We start from the raw sequence: 15,176 nt of genomic DNA, 5'->3' as shown, positions 1-15,176 counted from the left end.
GTCACTTCCCCGCTCTCAGTCGTGCTGTCTGCTCTTCGTCCACCGCGTAGTCCCCGGGCAGCCGGACGAGCGCGGCCGGGTCGCCGAGGTACCGCACCTCGACGCCGTACACCTCGCGCGCCGCCTCCACCGAGACGTACCCCTCGACGACGTCGTCGAGGACCGCCGCCACCGGCCGCGCGAACGGCGACCCGTGGCCACCGCCACCGGGCAGCGTGATGTCCACAACGGACTCACGCGTCAGCGCTACCCGGCTCTTCGCCGGCAGGTCATCCCCGTCACGCAAGCCGAAGCGCCCGGCCGCGCCGGCCTCTCCGCCGTCCACCCCGGACGCCGCGGCGCGCAGGCGGTCGACGTTCCCGTTGACGCTCCAGGAGTCCTGGCCGCGCGCGGCCATCGTCGTCACCTGGCCGAGGCCGCCGCGCCACCGTCCGGCACCGCCGGAGTCCACCCGCAACTCGCGGGTGTACTGGACGAGCGGCGCCATGGTCTCGATGACTTCGGTCGGCGTCGAGCGCAGGCCGCTGGGAAACCCGGTGGTGTTCAGCCCGTCCTTGCCGGCGCGCGCGCCCATGCCGCCGGTCTGGAAGACGTTGAGCATGAACCCCGGACCACGCCAGATCGTCATCCACAACGCGTCCGCGCTCGGCGCGATCGCGGCGCCGGGCAGCGCGCCGATCAGCAGCGACGGCAGGAAGTGCCCGATCAGGTGCCGGGACGCGACCGGGGCGGGCGGCAGGCAGTTCAGCACCGAACCTTCCGGCGCGGTGACGTGCACCGGCCGGAACGACCCGGCGTTGTGCGGCACCTCCGGCGAGATCGCCGCCTTGACCGCGAAGGACGCGTACGCCCGCGTGTAGTTCAGGACGACGTTGATCCCGCGACGGCTCTGCGGCGACGACCCCGCGAAGTCGAGGTGGATCTCGTCACGGTCCACAGTGGCCGTCACGCGCAGGACGATCTCTTCGTCCCCGAAGCCGTCGGTGACGATCTCGTTGGTGTAGACGCCGTCCGGCAGCTCCCGCAGCGCGTCGCGCAAGGCCTTCTCGGAGCGGTTCATGATCTCGGCGGCGACGTCGTCGAGGGAGTCGAGCCCGAACTCGTCCAGCAGCCGCAACAGGCTGGCTGCACCGACCTCGTTGCCGGTGACCTGCGCGTACAGGTCGCCGATGGTCTCCTCCGGCGTCCGGACGTTGGCCCGGATCAGCCGTTCCAGATCGGCGTTGACGATGCCCGCGTTCAAGAACTTCAGGATCGGCAGCCGCAGGCCTTCCTCGAAGACCTCGTGGGCTTCGGCCGAGACGAGCCGGCCGCCGATGTCCGGCGCGTGGCAGCAGGACGCGAACCACGCGACCAGCTTGCCCCGCAGGAACACCGGCGTCGCGACGGTGATGTCGTTGATCTGCCCGGCCGTCTGCCACGGGTCGTTGGTCAGCAGCACGTCCCCGGGTTCGAGCTGCTCCGGCGGGTAAGCGGCGACGAAGTGGTGCATGCCGGTCGCCATCGCGTTGATGTGCCCGGGCGTGCCGCCGACGGACTGGCCGATCATCTCGCCGCGCGAGTCGAACACCGCGCAGGCCAGGTCGAGCGATTCGCGGACCACGGCGGAGAAGGCCGTGTTGACCAGCGCGTTCTGCTGCTCGGCGAGGATGGAGTGCAGCCGGTTGCCGAACAGCCCGACGAGGATCGGGTCGACGCTCACACCGTCACCTCCAGCGCCGCGTCCTCCCGGACGACGCAGTGCGCGCCCGGTGGCACGACCACTGTGGACTCGCGTTCCTCCACGATGGCCGGTCCGTCGACGCGCTCACCCGGTGTCAGGAGGTACCGGTCGAACACCGCCGTGTCGACAAATCCCCCTGCCGACGGGAAGTAGGCCTGACGCGTGCCCTTCCGCGCGTCTCCGGCAGTGTTCGACGAGGTCAGCCGTAGTGTCACGGCCGGCACGGGGCCGCTTGAGACGACCCGCCAGTTCAGCACCTCGACGCCGACCTCGGGCCCGGTTCGCCGGTACAGCGCGCGGTAGGTGGCGGTGAACTCGTCGATCAAGGCGTCCGGCCAACTGCCGCCGTGGACCGGGACGCGGATCTCGTACCCCTGCCCGGCGTAGCGCATCTCGGCGATCCGCCGGTGGGTCACCTCGGAAGCACCGGACTTCGCGAGCAGCGCCGCGCCCTCGGCTTCCATCTCGGCGAAGAGCGCGTCGACCTGCTCCCACACGAGATCGTGCACGGCCGCGCGCGCCGACCGGACGAAGTCGAACGCCAGCGGCGCGGTGAGGAACCCCGCCGCGCTCAGCACGCCCGCGGCGGGCGGCGCGACGACCGACGGCGCCCCGAGCGCGCGGGCGACACCGACGCCGTGCACCGGGCCCGCGCCGCCGAACGTGTACATCGGCAGCTTCGCCGGATCCTGGCCGCGCTCGACGGCGTGCACGCGGGCGGCGTTCGCCATGTCCTCGTTGACGCTCGTGTGGATGCCCCACGCAGCCTCTTCGACGCTGACACCGAGCGGCTCGGCGATGCGGCTGATCGCTTCGCGCGCTGCCGCGGCATCGAGCGTCATCCCGCCGCCGAGGAAATAGCCCGGGTCGAGGTAGCCGAGGACCAGATCGGCGTCGGTCACGGTGGGCTCGGTGCCACCGCGGCCGTAGCAGACCGGGCCGGGCTCGGACCCGGCCGAATCGGGGCCGACAGTCAATAGGCCGAGCGCGTCGATCCGGGCGATCGAGCCGCCGCCGACGCCGATCTCGATCATGTCGGTGACCGGCACCTGCACCGGCAGCCCGGACCCGGGCAGCAGCCGGTACTTGCGGTCCACTTCGAACTGGTGCGTGACGAGCGGCGCGCCGCCGGCGATCAGGCACAGCTTCGCCGTCGTACCGCCCATGTCGAAGGCCAGCAGATCGTCCGGCCCGATCGACGCGGCCGCCAGCGCTCCACCCGCCGGGCCGGACTCGAGGATCCGGATCGGGTGCCGGGCCGCGGTGTCCACAGTGGCCAGTCCGCCGTTGGACAGCATGATGTGCGGCGCGCCGGCGATCCCGAGCCGCCGCAGCCGCTGTTCGAGGTCGCGCAGGTAGCACTCGGTCAGGTCCTGGACGTAGACGTTCGCGACCGTGGTCGACGTCCGCTCGAACTCGCGGATCTCGGGGACGACGTCCGAGGAGAGTGCCACGCGCAGTCCGGGCGCCACCTCGGCCAGGACCTCGGCCGCGCGCCGCTCGTGCACCGGGTTCGTGAACGCGTGCAGGAAGCAGACGGCGACCGCTTCGATGCCGCGTGAAGCCAGCTCACGACCGAGCCGGGCTACGTGCTCCTCATCGAGTCCAGTGTGGACGGATCCGTCGGCGAGGATCCGCTCCGGGACGTCGAACCGCAGGTGCCGTGGGACCAGCGGCGCGGGCAGCTCGATCTGGAGGTCGTACAGTTCGTACCGGTGCTCGCGGCGCATCTCCAGGACGTCCCGGAAGCCGGCGGTGGCGAGCAACGCGGTCCGCGAACCCTTGCGCTCGATCAGCGCGTTGGTCACCAGAGTCGTCCCGTGCACGACCTGTTCGACCGCGGAAGCGGCGATCCCGGACTCCGCGAGCAGCGCGTCGAGGCCCTCCTCGACCGCCCGCGCGGGTTCGTCATGCGTCGTCAGTACCTTGCCGACCGCGACGATCCCGGTCTCGTCCACCGCGCAGAGGTCGGTGAACGTGCCACCGATGTCGACGCCGATCCTCATGTGCGATACCACCGCGGCGAGGTGTTCAGCGGCGGCTTGAGCTTGGCCTTCACGACCAGGACGTTCGGCTCGTCCGACTCGACGAACTCGCCGAGCAGCCGCCGGAACGCGCGCCCGAACCCGGACACGCGGTCGGCGTGCACGCCGAAGGACCGGGCCAGGCCGACGAAGTCGGGGCTGTCCCAGTCGACCCCGCGGTGCGGCAGGCCCTCGCGATCCTGGTCGTAGCGCAGCATCCCGTAGCCGCCGTCGTCGACCAGGACGACCGTGACCGGCAGCTGTTCCTGCGCGAGCGTCGCCAGATCGCCGCAGCCGTAGAGGAAACCTCCGTCGCCGGTGATACAGATGGCGCGCCCGACACCCGCCGCGGCGGCGCCGAGCGACGCCGGGAAGCCGTAGCCGAGGGTGCCCCAGCCCATCGGGTAGGCGAGCTTGCGCGGCGCCCGCACCCGGTGGAAGCCGCCGACCCAGTAGCCGGCGACGCACATGTCGGACACCAGCACGGCGTCCATCGGCAGCACTTCGTCCAAAGTGGACAGCAAGTCGTAGGCCTGCGGCTCTTCGTCACGGATCCGCTGGCGGACCCGGCGGCCGATGCCGGCCAGCCGCAACGTGATGTCGTTCAGCCCCGGCCGCTGCTTCGGCAGCAGCCGCTCGACGATCGCGCGCGCGTCGCCGACCAGAGTCAGGTCGGGCGGGTAGTTCTTGGCGGCGTCGTCGGCGTCGACGTTGATCGCGACCAGCTTGCGCGGCTTCGGCATCCGCCAGTTCTGCGTCATCAGGCCGTCGAAGTCGGTGCCGATGGCGAGCACGACGTCGGCCTCGTCCCACAGCTCGCCGACCTCCGGCGTGTGCACCGGGTTCGGGGCGAGGCACGGGTGGTCGAGCGGGAGCAGGCCGCGGGCGCCGAACGTCGTGATGACCGGCGCGGCGATCTTCTCGGCGAGCGCGCCGATGGCGTCCCCGGCCCCGGATCGCAACGCGCCGCCGCCGGCCCAGATCAGCGGGTACTTCGCATCGGACAGCATCGCTTCCGCGCGGGCGAGGTCGGGGACGTCGCCGTCGGGCTTGCGGTGCGGAGCGGGCGGACGCCGGTGCGGCACGGTCTCGCGCAGGTAGTCGGTCGGCACGCCGAGGTAGACGGGGCCGCTCTGGGGTTCCAGCGCGAGCCGCGCCGCGCGGTGCACGGTGGTGCCGATCTGGTCGGCGGCCCGCACGGTGAAGACACCCTTGGTCACCGGCGCGAACATCGCCTGCTGGTCGGACGTCTCGTGCAGCACGCCGCGGACGACGCCGGGGCGCCGCAGCGTCGAGGGGATGTCGGTGGCGATGATCAGCACCGAAGCGGCCGATGCCATGGCTTCGCCTACCGCGCCGAGGGTGTTCGCCGCGCCCGGCCCGGTCGTGACGAGGGCGACGCCGAGCTTGCCGGTCGCGCGCGCGTACCCGTCGGCCGCGTAGCCCGCGGTCTGTTCGTGGCGGACCCCGACGAGCTTGATGCGGGTCTCGGCGAGCGCCTCCCACAACGGCAGGTTGTGCACCCCCGGAAGCCCGAAGACGATCTCGGTCCCCAGCGATTCGAGCGCGTCCACCAGTTCCCGAGCACCACTCACAGCCACGGCTCGGATACTGCCAGATCGTTGAACGATCTGGCAATCAACCCCTAGACGATGTTGTGCTCGACCGGTGCGCTATCGGCGCCTTCGAACCGCCGGACGTCGAGCTCCGCGATGTCCACGGCCGGCTCTTGTCCGAGGTAGAGGTCCCGGATCAGCTCGCCGGCCGCCGGTCCCATCTGGAACCCGTGCCCGGAGAAGCCGGTCGCGTAGAAGAACCGCGACAACAGGACGCTTTCCCCCACGATCTGGTTGCGGTCGGGCGTCACTTCGTACAACCCGGCCCAAGCCGTCCGGATGCCGGCGTCGAGGACGGCCGGGATGCGACGCCCCGCCAGCTCGGCGAGCCGCGGCAGCCACTCGCCCGCCTCGTAGTGGGTGCCGAAGCCCGGGAAGCCGTCGTCCTCGCAGAACGACATGGCCAGGCCGGGGCCCTCGCGGTGGAAGTAGAACGCCGACGGCATCTCGATGGTCAGCGGCACCGCGTCCGGCAGCCCGGGCACCGGCCCGGTGAACACGACCTGGCGCCGGAACGGGCGCACCGGGAGGTCGAGCCCGGCCAGCTCGCCGACCCGTCCCGACCACGCGCCCGCCGCGCACACGACCGCGCCGGTCCGGACGAACCCGGCCGTCGTGTTAACGCCGGTTAACGTGTCGTCATCACGCTCGATCCCGGTGACCTCGACGCCGGTCCGGAGCGTCGCGCCACACGCGCGGGCCGCCTTCGCATAACCCTGGACGACGGCGTCCGGCGTGGCCTTCGCGTCGTCCGGGGACCACAGCGCGGCGACGAGCCCGTCCGTCTCGAGCAGCGGGAGGAGGTGCTTCGCCTCCGCGGGATCCAGCAGGTGACTGCGAACGCCGTACTCGCGCTGCAGCTCCGAGCAATGTCCGATTGCGGCAACATCCGCCGGGTCGGTGAGCAGGTAGAGGTAGCCGTCGCGGCGGAAGTCGATCTCGACGCCGAAGTCGCGGGAGAAAGCGCTGTACGCGGCGAGCCCGCGCAGGCCGAGCTCGACGTTCACGCGGCTGGTGAACGACGACCGGATGCCGCCCGCGGCCTTCGCCGTCGAGCCTTCGCCGAGCCCGCCGCGCTCCAGCAGCAGGACGTCGACGCCGGCCTCCGCCAAGCGGAACGCGCAGCTCACACCGATCACACCGCCGCCGATCACGACGCACTCGGCCATCGGTGGCAAGGACGTTTCCCCGGTGCCGCGGACGGTCATACTCGCCAATGTAGAACGTGATCCACCCACGGCCGCCGAGCGCGTAGAGTCCGGCGTGCCGAGTGCGGAAGGTGATGTCCCATGGCGATGATGCCCGTGACCGACTCGATGTTCCTCCTGGTCGAAACGCGCGAGCATCCGATGCACGTGGGCGGTCTGCAGCTGTTCAAGAAACCTGACGGAGCCGGGCCGGAGTACCTCCGCGACATCCGCCGTTCGCTGCTGGAATCCGAAAATCTGCGCCCGGTGTTCCGGCGCCGCCCGGCCCGGCCGGTGAACACGATGGGTCACGTCGCCTGGCGCGCCGAAACCGACCTCGAGCTCGACTACCACTTCCGGCACTCGGCGCTGCCGCAGCCGGGCCGCATCCGCGAGCTGCTGGAACTGACGTCACGCTGGCACAGCACGCTGCTCGACCGGCACCGCCCGCTGTGGGAGACGCACCTCATCGAGGGGCTGTCCGACGGCCGGTTCGCCGTCTACACCAAGGTCCACCACGCGCTGATGGACGGCGTCTCGGCGCTGCGCCAGCTGCAGGGCACGCTGTCGGACGACCCCGCGGACATGGACTGCCCGCCGTGGTGGGGCACCCGGCGCGAACCGGGCGAAGGCCGCGTCAAGCGCCCGCGGTCGTTCCTGCAGACCGCCGGCAAGACCGCCAACCAGCTCGCCGGGCTGGCGCCGGCCGCGATCAAGGTGGCGCGCGAGGCGTTCGGCGAGCACACCGTGACCCTGCCGGGGCAGGCCCCGCGGACGATGTTCAACGTGCCGATCGGCGGCGCGCGGCGGTTCGCGGCGCAGTCGTGGTCGCTCGACCGCGTGCGTCAGGTGGCCACCGCCGCCGGGGTGTCGCGCAACGACGTCGTGCTCGCGATGTGCTCGGGCGCGCTGCGGGACTACCTCATCGAGCAGCGCGCACTGCCGGACGCGCCGCTCGTCGCGATGGTCCCGGTGTCGCTGCGCCGCCAGAACGACCCGGGCGAGGCGGCGGGCAACAACATCGGCGCGCTGCTGTGCAACCTCGCCACCGACCTGCCGGACGCGGGCAAGCGGCTCGTCACCATCCACCAGTCGATGCGCAACGGCAAGCGGCTGTTCTCGGAGCTGACGCCGCTGCAGACGCTGTTGTTATCGGCCGTTAACGTCGCGCAGCTCGGTGTTTCGCCGATCCCGGGCATCGTCAACAACACGCGGCCGCCGTTCAACCTGGTGATCTCGAACGTGCCGGGGCCGCGCCGGCAAATGTACTGGAACGGCGCGCAGCTCGACGGCATCTACCCGGCGTCGGTGCTGCTCGACGGCCAAGCCGTGAACATCACGCTGACCAGCAACGGCGACAACCTCGACTTCGGCGTCACGGGCTGCCGCCGCAGCGTGCCGCACCTGCAGCGGATCCTGACCCATTTGGACACGGCGCTCGTGGAGCTGGAGGCGGCGGTCAAGTAGCCCCGCTGATCGGCACCCCGCTGCGCCATCGGAAGGAAACTTTCCGAACTGCTCTGGCCAGTCCGGTCGTCCCCTCCTACCGTGGCGACGACCAGTCCGGGAGAGGAGCAGGAAATGACCGAATCCGTTGAGGTGTGGACGACCCCCGACTTCGTCGAGTACGAAACTCCCATGGAGGTGACCGCCTACGCGGCCCGCATGGCGGACTGACCGATGCCCGTCGAGCCGCTCGCGGAAAGCGCATTCATCGCGGCCCTGCGCGGTCTTTCGGACCGGTACTGGGGCACGCACCCGTTCCACCGCCGCCTGCACGCGGGCGAGCTCGACGAGCGCGGGCTGCGCGTCTGGGCGGCCAACCGCTGGTACTACCAGTGTCAGCTGCCGCGGAAGGACGCGGCGATCATCAGCAACTGCCCCCTGCCGGAGATCCGGCGCCAGTGGCTCGACCGGATCGTCTACCACGACGGCCCGCACGCCGGCACCGGCGGAATCGAGCGGTGGCTGCGACTGTGCGAGGCCGTCGGCCTGTCGCGGGACGAGGTGCTCGACGAGCGGCACGTCGCTCCCGGCGTCCGGTTCGCCGTCGACGCCTACGTGACGTTCGCACGGACGAAGCCGTGGTGGGAGGCCGTCGCTTCCGGACTCACCGAGATGTTCGCCGGGCACCTGATGCAGCAGCGCGTCGCGGACATGCTCGCGCACTACCCGTGGATCGCGCGCGCGGACCTCGACTACTTCACCAACCGCATCGACAAGGTCTCCGGCGAGGGCAAGGACACGCTCGACATCGTCGTCCGCCACTGCGTCACGCGCGAGCAGCAGGACCGCGCGATCGCGGCCCTGTCGTTCAAGTGCGACGTGCTGTGGTCAATGCTCGACGCGATCGAGCGCGCATGATCGCCGCCGGCTCCGTTCCCGAGCTGCGCCGCGGCGTGCGGCTGTCCTTCGACCACGTCCGGGAGACGCACGTCCTGCTGTTCCCCGAAGGTGTGTTGGTCCCGAACGTCACCGCGGCCGCGGTGCTCGAACTCTGCGACGGCGCCCGGACCGTCACCGCCATCGCCGCGGTGCTGGGAAAGCGCTTCACCGGCGTCCGGGAACAGGACGTCCTCGACGTGCTGGCGCGGCTGGGCGAACGGCGGGTCGTCGCATGGACGTGACCCCGCCGCTCGGCCTGCTGGCCGAGCTGACCCACCGGTGCCCACTGCACTGTCCTTATTGCTCCAACCCCGTCGAACTCGTTTCGCGCGCCGCGGAGTTGTCCACTTCGGACTGGATTTCGGTCCTCTCGCAGGCGCGCGAGCTGGGCGTGCTGCAGGTGCACATGTCGGGCGGCGAGCCGCTGGCCCGGCCGGACCTGCCTTCGCTGGTGGCGCACGCGAGCTCGCTCGGGTGCTACGTCAACCTCGTCACCTCCGGCCTCGGCCTGACATCCGCGCGGCTCGACGACCTGGTCTCACGCGGGCTCGCGCACGTCCAGCTGTCGGCGCAGGGCGCGACGCGGGAGCGTTCCGATCAGCTGGCCGGTGCGCGGGCGTTCGACCACAAGCTCGCCGCGGCCGCGGCGGTGAAGTCGTCCGGGCTGCCGTTGTCCTTGAACGTCGTGCTGCACCGGCGCAACCACGACCAGCTGGCCAGGATCATCGCGCTGGCCGAGCGGATGGGCGCGGACCGTCTCGAACTGGCGAACACCCAGTACTACGGCTGGGCGCTGCGCAACCGCGAGGCGTTGATGCCGACGCCGGCGCAGCTCGCCGCGGCGGAACCGGTGGTGCGCGCGGCTGTGTCGCGGTTGCGGGGCACGATGGAGATCGTCTACGTCGTCGCCGACTACTACGAGCCGTATCCGAAGCCGTGCATGTACGGCTGGGGCGCGCGGCAGCTGACCGTGGCGCCGGACGGGACCGTGCTGCCGTGCCCGGCGGCGTCGGCGATTTCGACGCTCACCCTGGACAACGTGAGAGAGACGCCGTTGGCCGACATCTGGTACCGCTCCTCGTCGTTCAACGCCTACCGCGGCGAGGACTGGATGTCCGAGCCGTGCCGGACGTGCGACCGCCGCGGCGTCGACTTCGGCGGCTGCCGTTGCCAGGCGTTCCTGCTCACCGGCGATGCCGCGGCCACCGACCCGGTGTGCTCGCGGTCGTCTCGGCGTTCCGTCGTCGATCTCGTTTTGGCCCGGCCCGCGGAGTCCGAACCGGTCATGCGCCGGTGAAGGTGATCCTGCTCGGTACCGCGGCGGGCGGCGGGTGTCCACAGTGGAACTGCGCGTGCCGCCTGTGCACGGCCGGGCTGCCCCCGCGTACCCAGGACTGCGTCGCGATCAGCGCGGACGGCGCCGGCTGGTACCTGCTCAACTGTTCACCGGACATCCGTTCCCAGATCCTCTCCACGCCGGCGTTGCTCGCGGGGCCGGGCGCGCGCGAGACCCCGTTGCGCGGGGTGCTGCTGACCGACGCCGAACTCGACCACTCGCTGGGCCTGCTGATGCTGCGCGAGGCCGGCGGACTCCCGGTATACGCGCCGGACACGGTACTGGACGCACTGTCACCGGTTCGCGCGATCACCGACGGCTACGGCGGCTGGACGTCTCTTGTGGACCTTCCCGGACTGCGGGTCGACGTACTGCCGGTGAGCGACAAGAAGCCGAAGTACGTTTCCTCCACCGGGCACGGTCCGTGGGCGTTCGCTTACCGGATCTCGGACGTCCTGACCGGCGGTGTGCTGGTGTACGCGCCGTGCTTGAAGAGCTGGCCGCCGGGGTTCGACTCCTTTGTCGGAGATGCCTCTTTGGTACTGCTGGACGGAACGTTCTACGCGCCGGACGAGATGGCCGGCGTCGGCGGGCCGGACCAACTCGCGATGGGACACCTGCCGATCACCGCGAGCCTGGCCCGCATCGCCGGGCGGCCCGGGCGCTGGGCGTTCACGCACCTCAACAACACGAACCCGGTGCTGGACCCGGTGTCGGAAGAACACGCCGCCGTGCTGTCCGCGGGCGCTCTGCTCCCGGCGGACGGCACGGAGTTCACTGTGTGACCGCGCGACTCCTTTCCGCACACCGTCACGATTGCGTCGCGGACGTAAACCTTTTGGATCCCTCCGGCGACTACCTCTCATGAGTACTTCGCTTTGAAGTTCCTGGGGAGGAAATGTTCATGAGCACCGAACTCGCCCAAAGCGCGGCAACCGCCCTCACCCTGCAGCCGGGGTCCGGCGCACCGACGGCGGTCCGGCGGTACTGGCACCCGACGGACAAGGACTGGCTGTCGGTGCCGGCGCACGGCAACCAGCCCACCGCCGCGCAGCTGCAGGGCTACGGGTACCAGACCCCGACCGGCCCGCAGTTCTACGTCAGCCTGGTCGGCAACAGCGACATGGTCGAGGTCTCCCGCTGGTGGCACCCGGCCGACAAGGACTGGATCGACATGCCCGCCGGGATGGCCTCCGACACGCAGATGGCCAACTGGGGTTACCAGAACAAGACGTTCCAGTACTACGCGTTTCCGACGCAGCGCACGGGAACCGTGGCGGTGTACCGCTGGTGGCACCCCACGGACAAGGACTGGCTCACGGTCCGGGACGGCGAGTTCACCGACGCCCAGCTGCAGTCGTTCGGCTACCAGAACAAGACCCTGCTGTTCTACGCCTTCGCCCAGCAGTCCCCGACGACGGACCTCGGCTACTTCGCCTTGGGCACACCGCAGAAGTCGGTGCTCAGCCCGGTGTCCTGGAGCGGTTCCGGCGATCACCCGCACACCTTCAGCGTGCTGGAGGTCAACCCCACGCAGTCGCCGTCGATCAACCAGGGCTTCCGGTACATCGGCTACTACGGCCACCACAACTGCTCGGGTCTGGGCATCGCGCGGACGAACGACCTGAACACCACCGCGTGGACGCAGGAATCCACCCCGCTGTTCTCCGGCACGGGTGAGCGCTGGGGGAACGCGCTGCTGAACCCCGACAACACGATCGGGCTGGTGCACAACGTGTACTGGTGCGGCGGCAACCCCGACGGCGGCGCGTACTACATCGTCGGGCGCAAGAGCACGGACGGGATCAACGGCACGCAGTTCACCTCGTTCGTGCCACTGGTCAAGGAAATGACCGTGATCAACGGCAACCCGACCCTGTTCCGCGACCCGGACACGCAGACCGTCTACCTGTACTGGTTCCGCGACGCCAACGGCCGCAAGGAGATCCGCGTCAAGAGCGCCGCCACGTTCGACGCGCTGCTGCAGACCAGTCCGTCGGATCTCGGCACGCTCATCGCGTACTCCCACGACGTCGTGGCCTCGCCCCAGGTGATCAAGGTGGGTTCCCTGTACTACCTGGCGGTGGAGACTCTCGAGCAGAACAACGTCTGGAAGACGCGGGTGCTCACCGCGGCGGCCCCGACGGCGCAGTTCTTCGAGATCCCCGCCGGGCCGCTCTACGGCAACGGGTCGGCGTGCGTCTTCCAGCACGTCTTCGGCAGCACCCTGCACACCTACTTCGGCAACGAAGGCACACCGGGCGTGAGCAACTGGACGCTCGACCACGTGAGCGCGCCCCTGCCGTGACACCGGCGGCGCCGGAGGGCTGCAATGCCCTCCGGCGCGGCCCCGGCACCCTGGCCGGCGAGACCCCCAAATAACTCTTTGACGGTCGTGGCAGACTGACGTCATGCCCCACGACAACCTGCGCGTACTGGCGCACCCGCTCCGCATGCGGATCCTGTCGCTCCTGACGGGAACGGCGATGAGCGCAGCCGAGGCGGCGCGCGAGCTGGGCGACACGCAGGCGAACATCAGTTATCACTTCCGCCGCCTGCACGAGGCAGGCCTGCTGGACGTGGCAGAAGAGGTCACGATCCGCGGCGGGCGGGCGAAGCGGTACCGCCACGACCCGGACTCGGGCCGTCGCCTGACCACCCGCAACCCGGCGGAGCAGCAGCTCCTGACGAAGGCGGTCGCTAGCGAACTCCTGCGGCGCGCCGGATCGCGGGCACCCGGTCGGCGAGCATCGTTGACGGACGCGGAGCTGTGGGTGGACCCCGCCATCTGGGCGCGCCTGCTGGAGCGGGCATCGGAGCTGAGCCAGGAACTCCACGCGGCGGCCCAGCCACCGCGGTCACCGGGGACGGTGCGGGTCAGCGCGAGTGTGGCGCTGTTCGAGCTCGCGGAGGCGGGTCCGGAGGAAGCTCCGTGAGTGCTTTCCTGGGGGAAGGTTCGCTGTACGGGGGTCGTGTGCGGGCTCGCCGTGCTCCGCGACGTCGGCTCCGCTGCCGCAGGCCGCGCCTGCCTCCGGGTGTGTGGCGGCGCCTGGCAACAGCGGCTCACCTGTGGCGCGGACTCGGCTCCGCAGCCGCGCCGGCGTTGCCGGGCCGCGCGTTCGCCTCGCGAGGCGAACGCGGCGCCGCCCCGCCAAGTCGGCGGCTCACGCCGCCACGCCAATTCAGCTCCGCAGCCACCCTGTCGAGCCATCAGTCCACCCCGCCACGCCACTCGATGCCGCAGCCGCCCCGCCAAAGCCGTCGGTCCACCCCGCCACGCCAACTCGACTACGCCGCCACCCCGCCAAGCCTGCGGCCCACCTCACCACGCCAACTCGACTACGTCGCCGCGCCGCCAAGCCAGCGCCCCACCCCGCCACCCCAACTCGACTCCGCCGCCGCGCCGCCAAACCTGCGGCCCACCCCGCCACCCCAACTCGACTCCGCGGCCACCCCGCTGAGCCGTCGGTCCACCCCATGCCAACTCGACTTCGCAGCCTTGCCGACGTTGCCGAGCCGCAAGCCCGCCCCGTGAAGCGACCACGCGAACCCGGCTCCTCGCCCGTGTCCGACCGCCGCCATCGCGTCCACTCGCTCTCCCTCACCGTCCCGCCGGAGCCGCTCCCATGACCACCCCGCTCCTCACCCCGCTTCGCGAACCTCGCTTTCGCGCCCTCGTCACCGGGCGGACGTTCGCCGACTTCGCCAATGCCGTCGCTCCCTTCGCGCTGGCCTTCGCCGTCGTCGATCTGACCGGGTCGGCCGTGGATCTCGGGATCGTCGTCGGGGCGCGATCGATCGCCAATGTGCTGCTCGTGCTCTTCGGCGGGATGCTGGCCGACCGGCTGCCGCGGTCGGTGATCCTGCAGGGCACCGAAACCGCCGCCGCGCTCACCCAGGCCGCCATCGCCGCGAGCGTTCTCTGTGGATTCGCCTCCATCCCGCTGCTGGTCGGGCTCAGCCTCGTCAACGGCGCCGTCTCGGCCATCTCGCTGCCCGCGGCCGCGTCGCTCACGCCGTTGACCGTGCCCACGCCGCTGCTCGCCCAGGCGAACGCGCTGGTCAGGCTGCTGTCCAACGTCGGCCGCATCGCCGGGGCCGGGCTCGCCGGAATCCTCGTCGCGTTCGCCGGCTCCGGGTGGGCGCTCGCCGGCAACGCCGTCCTGTTCCTCGCCGCCGCGCTCTCCTACCGCCGGATCCGCCTCCCGCGCGGCGAACGGATCCCGGGCAGCCGCCCCCTCGCCGAGCTCGCCGAGGGCTGGCGCGAGTTCCGCGCCAGGTCCTGGGTGTGGCTGGTGGTGCTGCAGTTCATGATCGTCAACGCAGTCAACGCCGGCGCGCTGCGGGTCATCGGCCCGCTGGTCGCCGACGACACGTTCGGCCGCACCGGCTGGGGCCTCGCGCTGGCGATGCAGACCGCCGGGGCGCTGCTCGGCGGCGTCGTCGCCGCACACTGGCAGCCACGACGGATGCTGCTGTTCGGCGTCGCGCTGGTCACGGTCGACGCGCTGCCGATGCTCGCCCTCGGCAAGACGCCTTACCTGCTGCCGCTGCTGCTCGCGATGTTCCTTTCCGGGGTCGCGATCGAGCAGTTCGGGGTCGCCTGGGACGTGTCGCTGCAGGAGAACGTGCCGCCCGAGAAGCTCGCCCGCGTCTACTCCTACGACATGCTCGGCTCGTTCGTCGCGATGCCCCTCGGCCAGATCGCCGCCGGTCCGCTGGCCGAACACGCAGGCCGTTCGGCGACGCTCTTCGGCGGCGCGATTCTGATCGTCGGCGCGACGGCGGTCGTGCTGCTCAACCCGCAGGTGCGCGGACTGGTCCGCCGCGCGCCGGTCAGCCCGGGCGCACCAGGCTGAGATCCGGCGGGCTCGCGCTGAAGACGACGCCCTCGACGCGCGTCCC

General features: G+C 70.9%; 13 protein-coding genes. 9 read left to right on the top strand and 4 right to left on the bottom strand.

Features of this window, described 5'->3' with window-relative positions; translation table 11 throughout:
* Position 1 precedes the first annotated feature (1 nt).
* From AB0M59_RS09500 to AB0M59_RS09485, 4 genes are read right to left on the bottom strand one after another with little or no spacing between them, the layout of a single operon-like run.
* Positions 2-1,702 (bottom strand): hydantoinase B/oxoprolinase family protein, encoded by a 1,701-nt coding sequence (locus tag AB0M59_RS09500; RefSeq protein ID WP_364611335.1) that lies wholly within the window; start codon positions 1,700-1,702, stop codon positions 2-4.
* Entirely contained in the window at positions 1,699-3,729 is a 2,031-nt protein-coding gene (locus tag AB0M59_RS09495; protein WP_364611332.1) for a hydantoinase/oxoprolinase family protein, read from the bottom strand. Before AB0M59_RS09495 ends, AB0M59_RS09500 begins: the two co-directional genes overlap by 4 nt.
* Positions 3,726-5,348, bottom strand: coding sequence for a thiamine pyrophosphate-binding protein (locus tag AB0M59_RS09490; RefSeq protein ID WP_364611329.1), 1,623 nt, complete (start codon positions 5,346-5,348; stop codon positions 3,726-3,728). Before AB0M59_RS09490 ends, AB0M59_RS09495 begins: the two co-directional genes overlap by 4 nt.
* 44 nt (positions 5,349-5,392) lie before the next feature.
* Positions 5,393-6,571, bottom strand: a complete 1,179-nt coding sequence (locus AB0M59_RS09485) for an FAD-binding oxidoreductase (protein WP_364611326.1) — start codon at positions 6,569-6,571, stop codon at positions 5,393-5,395.
* An 81-nt stretch (positions 6,572-6,652) separates the two neighbouring features.
* Here AB0M59_RS09485 and AB0M59_RS09480 point away from each other — a divergent pair, with 81 nt between their 5' ends.
* From AB0M59_RS09480 to AB0M59_RS09440, 9 genes are all read left to right on the top strand, one after another.
* Positions 6,653-8,017 (top strand): wax ester/triacylglycerol synthase family O-acyltransferase, encoded by a 1,365-nt coding sequence (locus AB0M59_RS09480; protein ID WP_364611323.1) that lies wholly within the window; start codon positions 6,653-6,655, stop codon positions 8,015-8,017.
* Positions 8,018-8,131: 114 nt separating this feature from the next.
* Entirely contained in the window at positions 8,132-8,227 is a 96-nt protein-coding gene (pqqA, locus tag AB0M59_RS09475) for a pyrroloquinoline quinone precursor peptide PqqA (protein WP_086670354.1), read from the top strand.
* 3 nt (positions 8,228-8,230) lie between these two features.
* Positions 8,231-8,914, top strand: a complete 684-nt coding sequence (pqqC, locus tag AB0M59_RS09470) for a pyrroloquinoline-quinone synthase PqqC (RefSeq protein ID WP_364611320.1) — start codon at positions 8,231-8,233, stop codon at positions 8,912-8,914.
* Positions 8,911-9,177: a pyrroloquinoline quinone biosynthesis peptide chaperone PqqD gene (pqqD, locus tag AB0M59_RS09465; RefSeq protein WP_364611317.1), complete on the top strand. Its 267-nt coding sequence runs from the start codon at positions 8,911-8,913 to the stop codon at positions 9,175-9,177. Before pqqC ends, pqqD begins: the two co-directional genes overlap by 4 nt.
* Positions 9,168-10,232, top strand: a complete 1,065-nt coding sequence (gene pqqE, locus AB0M59_RS09460) for a pyrroloquinoline quinone biosynthesis protein PqqE (protein WP_364611314.1) — start codon at positions 9,168-9,170, stop codon at positions 10,230-10,232. Before pqqD ends, pqqE begins: the two co-directional genes overlap by 10 nt.
* Positions 10,229-11,056 carry a pyrroloquinoline quinone biosynthesis protein PqqB gene (gene pqqB, locus AB0M59_RS09455; RefSeq protein WP_364611311.1) on the top strand — a complete coding sequence of 276 codons (828 nt, stop codon included), beginning with the start codon at positions 10,229-10,231 and terminating at the stop codon, positions 11,054-11,056. The genes pqqE and pqqB overlap by 4 nt, the downstream gene beginning before the upstream one ends.
* Before the next feature lie 119 nt (positions 11,057-11,175).
* Positions 11,176-12,579, top strand: a complete 1,404-nt coding sequence (locus tag AB0M59_RS09450; RefSeq protein ID WP_364611308.1) for a hypothetical protein — start codon at positions 11,176-11,178, stop codon at positions 12,577-12,579.
* 103 nt (positions 12,580-12,682) lie between these two features.
* Positions 12,683-13,207 (top strand): helix-turn-helix domain-containing protein, encoded by a 525-nt coding sequence (locus AB0M59_RS09445; protein WP_364611305.1) that lies wholly within the window; start codon positions 12,683-12,685, stop codon positions 13,205-13,207.
* Positions 13,208-13,897: 690 nt separating this feature from the next.
* The gene (locus tag AB0M59_RS09440; RefSeq protein WP_364611302.1) at positions 13,898-15,130 is read left to right on the top strand and encodes an MFS transporter; all 1,233 of its coding nucleotides are present in this window, start codon (positions 13,898-13,900) and stop codon (positions 15,128-15,130) included.
* Positions 15,131-15,176: the final 46 nt, after the last annotated feature.

This window comes from Amycolatopsis sp. NPDC051371 (assembly GCF_040682155.1).
In the GTDB taxonomy this organism is placed as follows: Bacteria; Actinomycetota; Actinomycetes; order Mycobacteriales; family Pseudonocardiaceae; genus Amycolatopsis.
The sequence above is the reverse complement of the archived record's forward strand: the minus strand, read 5'-3'. Positions and strand labels throughout refer to the sequence as shown.

What these genes read in the sequence shown, in the direction of transcription:
- AB0M59_RS09495 (WP_364611332.1), bottom strand. Translation starts at nt 3,729, where the DNA reads ATGAGGATCGGCGTCGACATCGGTGGCACGTTCACCGACCTCTGCGCG.
- AB0M59_RS09485 (WP_364611326.1), bottom strand. Translation starts at nt 6,571, where the DNA reads ATGACCGTCCGCGGCACCGGGGAAACGTCCTTGCCACCGATGGCCGAG.
- AB0M59_RS09480 (WP_364611323.1), top strand. Translation starts at nt 6,653, where the DNA reads ATGGCGATGATGCCCGTGACCGACTCGATGTTCCTCCTGGTCGAAACG.
- pqqA (WP_086670354.1), top strand. Translation starts at nt 8,132, where the DNA reads ATGACCGAATCCGTTGAGGTGTGGACGACCCCCGACTTCGTCGAGTAC.
- pqqC (WP_364611320.1), top strand. Translation starts at nt 8,231, where the DNA reads ATGCCCGTCGAGCCGCTCGCGGAAAGCGCATTCATCGCGGCCCTGCGC.
- pqqD (WP_364611317.1), top strand. Translation starts at nt 8,911, where the DNA reads ATGATCGCCGCCGGCTCCGTTCCCGAGCTGCGCCGCGGCGTGCGGCTG.
- pqqE (WP_364611314.1), top strand. Translation starts at nt 9,168, where the DNA reads ATGGACGTGACCCCGCCGCTCGGCCTGCTGGCCGAGCTGACCCACCGG.
- AB0M59_RS09450 (WP_364611308.1), top strand. Translation starts at nt 11,176, where the DNA reads ATGAGCACCGAACTCGCCCAAAGCGCGGCAACCGCCCTCACCCTGCAG.
- AB0M59_RS09445 (WP_364611305.1), top strand. Translation starts at nt 12,683, where the DNA reads ATGCCCCACGACAACCTGCGCGTACTGGCGCACCCGCTCCGCATGCGG.
- AB0M59_RS09440 (WP_364611302.1), top strand. Translation starts at nt 13,898, where the DNA reads ATGACCACCCCGCTCCTCACCCCGCTTCGCGAACCTCGCTTTCGCGCC.